At 64.0% G+C, this 5696-nt stretch carries 6 protein-coding genes; 2 read left to right on the top strand and 4 right to left on the bottom strand.

All coding sequences use genetic code 11. The features are described from left to right. The coding region (locus AOQ71_RS48225) for a caspase family protein (RefSeq protein ID WP_245317022.1) at positions 1-735 on the bottom strand (735 nt) is incomplete at its 3' end. Between the two features lie 275 nt (positions 736-1010). Then, positions 1011-1439, bottom strand: coding sequence for a GFA family protein (locus AOQ71_RS20365; RefSeq protein WP_057750081.1), 429 nt, complete (start codon positions 1437-1439; stop codon positions 1011-1013). Between the two features lie 96 nt (positions 1440-1535). Between AOQ71_RS20365 and AOQ71_RS20370 the strand changes: the two genes are divergently transcribed. Next, on the top strand, positions 1536-1910 hold the full coding sequence (locus tag AOQ71_RS20370) for a nuclear transport factor 2 family protein (protein ID WP_057749970.1): 375 nt from the start codon (positions 1536-1538) through the stop codon (positions 1908-1910). 255 nt (positions 1911-2165) lie between these two features. Then, the gene (locus AOQ71_RS20375; protein ID WP_083514353.1) at positions 2166-3776 is read left to right on the top strand and encodes a Na+/H+ antiporter; all 1611 of its coding nucleotides are present in this window, start codon (positions 2166-2168) and stop codon (positions 3774-3776) included. Positions 3777-3885: 109 nt separating this feature from the next. On the opposite strand, the gene AOQ71_RS20380 is transcribed toward AOQ71_RS20375, so the two are convergent. Then, positions 3886-4701, bottom strand: a complete 816-nt coding sequence (locus AOQ71_RS20380) for an N-acetylmuramoyl-L-alanine amidase family protein (RefSeq protein ID WP_057749973.1) — start codon at positions 4699-4701, stop codon at positions 3886-3888. Then, positions 4698-5594 (bottom strand): TauD/TfdA dioxygenase family protein, encoded by an 897-nt coding sequence (locus tag AOQ71_RS20385; protein ID WP_057749974.1) that lies wholly within the window; start codon positions 5592-5594, stop codon positions 4698-4700. Before AOQ71_RS20385 ends, AOQ71_RS20380 begins: the two co-directional genes overlap by 4 nt. Positions 5595-5696 lie beyond the last annotated feature (102 nt).

Genomic DNA, 5696 nt, shown 5'->3' on the forward strand with positions numbered 1-5696 from the left:
GTAGACGAACGGCTCCTGCTTGTTGCCAGTCGCCTTGAGCACGTCGTCGCGCACGAAGCCGAAGGCGCGGCGGACGTCGAGGCCGGGCGTGGTCAGATGCTTCGACAAAGCGATGGTGAAGGGGCTGTTGGCGCCGTCGCCATCCTGCGCGGTGAAGCCGGCCTTGGCCGAATAGGCGATCAGCGTGTTGGTGCTGGCCGGCTCGACCTGGGCCAGACCGCGGCCGATGCCGCGCGAAGCCAAAGTGCGCTTCATGGTCCTGCCGAACGGATTGTCGCGGCAGGCATCGAGAATCACCAGGCGAAGCTGCTTGGCCGGCTCGACCGCGACCAGCACGCGATCCAGCGAGAGCGCCTCGTCATAGACGTCGGTGTCGCGCTCGAGCTTGGCGTCGACAGGGATCAGATAGTTGGAGCCGTCGACCTCGATGCCGTGGCCGGCATAGTAGACCAAGGCGATGTCGGCATCGCGGGTCGCATCGGCGAAGTCGCGCAGCACGCGCCTGGTATCGAGCGCGGTCAGGTCGTGGCGGGAATCGACGACATCGAAGCCGGCCTCCTTCAGCGTCTTCGCCATCACCGCACCGTCATTGACGGGATTGGCGAGCGAGGGCGCGTTCTGATAGGCCGAGTTGGCCAGTACCAGCGCGACGCGCTTTCCGGCAAAGGCGGGATAGGCGCCAAACAGCAGCGCGACGGTGAGGAGCAATGGGCAAAGCCTGAACAAATTGCGCATGACCACTTCCAAAATTTCGGGGCAGTTCACACCCTCGGGGACAGCCTTAGCAAGATCCGCCGCCTGCGCTTGTGATGGAGGTCACCAAGACGGCGCGAGCAACCGGCTAAGGAGCCTCTTTTGTTAGTCGCGCCAGTGCGTTGGCGGTTCGCCGCCAGCCGCCTCGGCCCGTTTTCGCCAGAGCCCCATTCCGATGGAATCGGAACGGGGCTCCAGGTTGTAGTTTCAACGAGTTTTCTTGACGCGAACCGGTATCCATTTCGCTCGAAAACGCTCTAGCCATCGCCGACGTGCCCCCGATATTGCGGCAGATTGTCCGTGATCTCGTGCCACGGCGCCTTGGAACCCACGAAAATATGCGCAGTGGTACGGATCGTGGGGGTATCGACCAGGGTTCCCATGGCGACATGGGCCCATTTGCCTTCGCGGACGCGGGAATAAAGCAGCGAGCCGCAGCGGGCACAGTGTGCGTCATGGGTAATGTCGTCGCCGTAGATAACCTTGCTGTCCTCGCCCCTGACCAGGCGAAGCTGGCCATATTCGATGCCGGCAAATGGCTTGAAGGCGGAACCGGTGGTGCGGCGGCAGTTCGAGCAGTGACAATTCAGCGCATAGGAGAACGCGTCCGCCACTTCGTAGCGGACCGCGCGGCAATAGCATTCGCCGGCAAGGATCGGAGCGTTCTGATGTCGCGAGCCCGTCATGATGATGCCCTCGCGCAAATGGCGGAAGACAGCCATAGCGCAATTTGATCCGTACGACTAAGTTCCCGTCAAGCCATCATTCAAAGGGGACGACCCATGAGCCAAAATCGGTCGAGCGTCGAAGCCGTCGTGCAAACCTATTTTGACGGGCTTTACGAGGGAGATGCCGACAAGCTCGGCGAGGTCTTCCACCCCTCGGCCGATCTGCGCTGGGTGGACAAGGGCGAGCTGAAGATCCTGACCGTGCCAGACTGGCTCGCCTGGGTGCGCAAGCGCCCCTCCGCCAAGGCGGAAGGCAAGCCGCGCGAGGACTTCATCATCACCATCGACCGCTCGGACGACAAGACCGCCTTCATCAAGGTCAAATGCCAGCTGCCGCCACGCTTCTTCACGGACTATCTGGTGGCGATGAAGCTGGCCGACGGCTGGCAGATCGTGTCGAAATCGTATCGGTACGATCTGAGGGAGTGAAGGTCTCGCCACACCTCATGGCGAGGAGCCCTTGCGACGAAGCAATCCAGAATCTCTCCGCGGATCGATTCTGGATTGCTTCGCTTCGCTCGCAATGACGGCGCGCGTGGCACGGGTCGATCGCGGCGAGGAAAAGCCGGCTCGAAGCGGTGTTCGCAGGCATCGGGCTTATGGTGGCTGAACGACCGGCCTAAGCCACCCCACATTGACCTCTCCACATTGACCTCTTGGCCGCTTCCGGGCCAAAGACAGGTCATGATCGCGGCGAAATTCCAGACCTTCCTGATCCTGCTCGCGGTGCTGGCCGGCACCGCGCTCGTGGCCCGGCGCTTCAACCTGGCGCCGGCCATCCTCTTGATGCTCTCGGGCGTCGGCCTGGCTTTCGTGCCGGGCATGCCGCCGGTCGAGCTGCCGCCGGAGCTGGTGCTGCTGATGGTGCTGCCGCCGCTGATCTATTCGGCGAGCGTCGCCATGAGCTGGCGCGAGTTCAGGAACAATCTGCGCCCCATCGTGCTGCTGGCGGTCGGCGCCGTGATCTTCACGGCGGCGCTTGTCGCAGCCGCCACGCACTACATGATCGGCCTGCCCTGGAGCATCGGCTTCCTGCTCGGGGCCATCGTTGCGCCGCCCGACGTGGTGGCGCCGCTCGCGATCGCCCGGCGGCTCAACATGCCGCGTCGGCTGCTGGTCATCCTCGAGGGCGAAGGGCTCGCCAACGACGCCACCGCGCTGATCCTCTATCGCTTCGCGCTCGCCGCGATCATGGTCGGGCATTTCTCCATGCCGCTGGCAACGGGCGAATTTGCTCTCATCGTCGCCGGCGAGATCGCGTTCGGCATCGGCGTCGGCTGGCTGTCGCTGCGCTTCCGCAAATGGTCTTGCGATCCGCAGGTCGAGCTGACGCTGTCGCTGATCACGCCCTATGTCTCCTATTGGCTGCCGGAGCATGTCGGCGGCTCCGGGGTGATCGCCACCGTCGCCTGCGGCCTTTATGTCAGCTGGAACGGACCGCTGCTGATTTCGGCATCGACGCGCCTGCAGGGCATCTTCTTCTGGGACCTCATCATCTACCTGATCGAGGGCCTGCTGTTCCTGCTCACCGGCTTCCAGATGCGCGCGCTCTATGAGAAGTCGAAGGCGTTCCCGCTCGACGACATCATGATCGCAACGGCGGTGGTCATGCTCGTCATCGTTCTGGCGCGCTTCGCCTGGCTCTATCCCGCGACCTATCTGCCGCGCATGCTGAGCAAGTCGCTGCGCAAGCGCGATCCGTCGCCGCCCTGGCAATGGCCGTTCGCGCTCGCCTTCACCGGCGTGCGCGGCGCGGTGTCGCTGGCCGCCGCGCTGGCGCTGCCGTTCACGCTGCCTGACGGCAACGCCTTCCCCTATCGCGATTTGATCCTGTTCGTCGCCTTCGGCGTCATCTTCATCACGCTGATCGGCGTCGGCCTGACGCTGCCGCCGGTGGTGCGCTGGCTCGGCATCGCGCAAGCCGGCCGCATCGAGCATGTCGCCGAGCACGAGGCCGAGATCTCGGCGCGGCGCCAGGCGCTCGACGCCGCGCTGAAATCGCTGGATGCGCTGACCGGGGAAAAAGAGGTGTCGGACGAGGTGATGCGGCTCTTGCGCGCCCGCCACGAGATCCGCGTCAACCAGCTGCCTGACTCGCTCGATCCCGCCCATCACGACGTCTCGGCCGCCGGCACCGCGCTGACCCGCGAGCTGATCGAGGTCGAGCGCAAGTTCATCCATGATCTCCTGCGCGACGGGCAGATCACCGACGAGACGCGGCGCAGGATCGAACGCGATCTGGATCTGGAGGAGGCGAGCCTGGCGAACCGGGAATATCGCGGCGCACCGCTGTAGCGATCTTCGTCATTGCGAGCGCAGCGAAGCAACCCAGGCTGCCTCCGCGGAAAGATTCTGGATTGCTTCGCTGCGCTCGCAATGACGGTTGTTGAAACGACGGAGCCAGCTACCGCTTCTCGCAATACGACCGCATCGCCCGCGTCACGGCCGCTGCAATCAGCTCCCGCCGCTCCGGCGAGTTCATCGCCATCTCCTCGTCGCGGTTGATGATGGAGCCGGCTTCCAGCAGCACCGCGGCGCTTCGGGTCTGCGAGAGCACGACGAGGCCGTCATAGCGGTAGACGCCGACATCCTTGTCCAGCAACGGATGCCGGTAGCGCCCCATCAGCGGCAGGGAGTATTGGGTGGCGTATTGCAGGCCTTTGTCCTTCAGCTCCCGGCCCAGCAGCTTGGCGAAGGCGAGGCTGGCGGAGAAATGCGGGTTGCGCTCCGACACGAACAGCGAATGACCGCTGAAGCGATCGCTGAAATAGCTCTTGGCGCCGTCGAATTCCCACTCTTCGAGCATCTTGTCGGGCACGGAATCATGATGAATCGACAGGAGGAAATCCGCATGCGCCGCATTGGCGGTTCCGACGCGCTTGAGCAGGCTGGCTTTCGCCTTGCCTTCGGTCACCAGCACGCGGGTTGCGGCGAAGCTTGCCGACTTCAATTTCTCGCCGATCAGCTTCGCCAGCTGCAGGTTGAAGCCGAATTCGACATCGTTGCGCGCGCTGGTGGCGCCCTGCGATTCGGAGGTGTGTCCGACATCGAGAATGATCCGGAATTTGTGCGGATCGCATGTTTCCGGAGCGGGCAGAGGCTTGGGCTTCGCGCTCGCGACCTTTCGCGCCGGTGCCGCCTCGCCATGCTCAGCCGGCAAAGCCAGGAGCGGGATCAGCGCAACAGCAAGAGCGGCGGTGATGCGCCACGATATCGTCACACCGGCCGTTCTCCCTTCACCGTCACGCGCGTGCCCGAGCGCGTGTGCGGCCAGTAGTCCCACATCGCGCGATGCTGGGTGCAGCGGTTGTCCCAGAACGCGATGGCGTTCTCGGTCCAGCGGAAGCGGCACTGGAACAGCGGGTTCTCGGCGTGCTGGTAGAGATAGGCGAGTATCGCGTCGCTCTCGTCGCGCGGGATGCCGTTGATGTGGCGGGTGAAGCCTCTGTTGACATAGAGCGCCTTCCTGCCCGTCACCGGATGGGTGCGCACCACCGGATGCTCGGCTTGCGGATAGGACGGGCGGTCGGCGACGCCATAGTTCGCATAAAGGCCGCGATAGATCGGCTCGCCGTCGTGCAGCGCGGTGAGGCCGTCGAGATAGGCTTTCATGCGATCCGACAGCGCCTCATAGGCGGCGTACATGTTGGCGAACAGCGTGTCGCCGCCGCGCGGCGGGCACTGCTTGATGTAGAGGATCGAGCCCATCGGCGGCTCGAGATCGCAGGACACGTCGGAATGCCAGCCCTCGCCGTTGGCGCGCGGCGAGTTCTTGTCGGCGTAGATCTTCATCAAGGCCGGGTCTTCATCCTCGTGAGGAGCTGCGGGATGAAAATGCAGCTCGCCGAACTTGCGGCCGAAGGCGAGGTGCTGCTTCGGCGTGATGTGCTGGTCGCGGAAGAAGATCACGAGGTTTTCGGCCAGCGCGCGGTGGATCTCGTCCATCTGCCTGATAGAGCGCGCATCGCCCTCGACCAGCTGGCCGATGTCGACGCCGGAGATTTCCGCACCGATGATGGGGGTCAGCTTTTCGACCGCGATGGTTTCGTAGGGCGCGCCGTCGTCAGCCGCGTGGCGATAGCGCGGGCCTTGCTTGCCGGCGAGTGAGCTCATGGGTATTGCTCCCGATCATCTTGATCGGGAAGCATCGTAGCAACGTAGGGCGGGTTAGCGAAGCGTAACCGCCACTTCGCGCGCGCAAAAAAATAAGGCGGG

It is taken from the genome of Bradyrhizobium manausense, from assembly GCF_001440035.1.
GTDB classification, from domain to species: domain Bacteria; phylum Pseudomonadota; class Alphaproteobacteria; order Rhizobiales; family Xanthobacteraceae; genus Bradyrhizobium; species Bradyrhizobium manausense.